This is a genomic window from Methylobacterium sp. WL69 (genome assembly GCF_008039485.1).
GTDB lineage: Bacteria > Pseudomonadota > Alphaproteobacteria > Rhizobiales > Beijerinckiaceae > Methylobacterium.
The window spans coordinates 1-1,415 of record NZ_VRUZ01000194.1 but is presented as its reverse complement, the minus strand read 5'-3'; the positions used below and the strand labels follow the sequence as shown (position 1 = coordinate 1,415).

Sequence of the window (1,415 nt, the reverse complement as noted above, 5' to 3'; positions counted from 1 at the left end):
CGCGCCACCATGGCGGCGAGGGCGACGACGGCGGCGGCGTAGACCGGCAGCGCCGCCGCGAAGTAGCCCGGCCACCCGAGCCAGCCGGCGAGCGCCGGGGACGCCACGCGCAGGGGCATCGCCGCGAAGAAGGCCGCCCCGAACAGCAGGGCGTAGTCCGTGGCGGGCCGGGGACCCTGGGCCCAGCGGTAGATCATGTTGAACACCGGCACGCCGAGGAGGCCGCCGCAGACGAAGTTCAGGACCGTCGCCGCCACGGCGAGCCCCACCGCCCCGGCGGCGCAGGCGGCGGCCATCAGGCCACCGGAGGCGAGGACGCCGAGCCCGCCGACGGTGATGAGGCCGACGGTGCCGAAGCGCGCGGCCAGCCCGCCCGCCACCAGGGCCATGCAGAGGTTGACGCCGGGCAGGACCGTGCCGGTCAGGAAGCCGACCTGCGGCAGCGGGACCCCGAGGTCGAGGAGCGCCAGGGTGTTGGGCCCCGAGATGAGGTAGGCGGCGGCGAAGTAGGCCCCGAGGACGAGGATGCGCGACACCAGGGCGCGCAGGCGTGCGAGCGACCCCGACCACCGCTCCGGCGCGCCCCCGGCCCCGTGCAGGCGCCGTTCCGGATAGGCGAGGATCGGCACCAGGGCCGCCGCGTTCAGGGCGGCGCAGGCCAGGATGGCCGCGTGCCAGCCGATCCTGTCGTAGGACCCGACGAGGATGCCCACGCCGAGGATGCCCCCGAGGGAGGCGCCGCAGAGCTTCGCCGAGGCGACATAGGCCCGCCGCTCCGCCGGCACGGTCTCCACCACCAGGGCCTCCAGGGCGATGTCCATGGTGGCGCTGCCGGCGCAGGCCACGATGGCCAGGGCCAGGAGGGCCGGGAGCGGCCAGTGCTCGCCGAGACTGAGCACGAGCAGCAGGGCGACCGTCGTCGCCTGCGCGGCGGCGATCCAGCCGACGCGGTGCGCGAGGAACGGCAGCCGGACCCGGTCGAGGGCGGCGGCCCACAGGAAGGTGAGGCCCACCGGCAGGTTGATGAGCTGCAGCAGGCCGATTTCGGCGAGCTCCAGGCCGCGCGCCCGCAGGATCAGGGGCGCCCCGCCCGACAGGAAGCCGAGGGTCGCCCCGAACGACACGTACAGGCAGAAGAACGGCGCGAGGGGCCGCAGGGCCGCGAGGCCCGCCCCGATCCGGTCCGCGAAGGCCAAGGCGCCCATCACCATTCCCGCCCGCCGGGGCATCCCCGCGCGCATCGGCCGACCGCCGGCCGGATCGTCGATGGCAGGGGGTCCGGGCGGTTGTTTGGAATCACACTAAATCATTGGCGGGCTTCGGTTTTCATGCCTAGACGACCGGGGCCCCAGGTTCAAGGCGGGCGATCCCGCGACGTTCCGTCGATGGCCCGTCCCCATGCTCCGTCCCCATGC

At 74.8% G+C, this 1,415-nt stretch carries 1 protein-coding gene; it reads right to left on the bottom strand.

Annotated features, from left to right (window positions below; translation table 11 throughout):
* A partial coding sequence (locus tag FV218_RS22390; RefSeq protein WP_246685241.1) for an MFS transporter occupies nt 1–1,205 on the bottom strand: 1,205 nt, incomplete at its 3' end.
* Between the last annotated feature and the right edge of the window lie 210 nt (nt 1,206–1,415).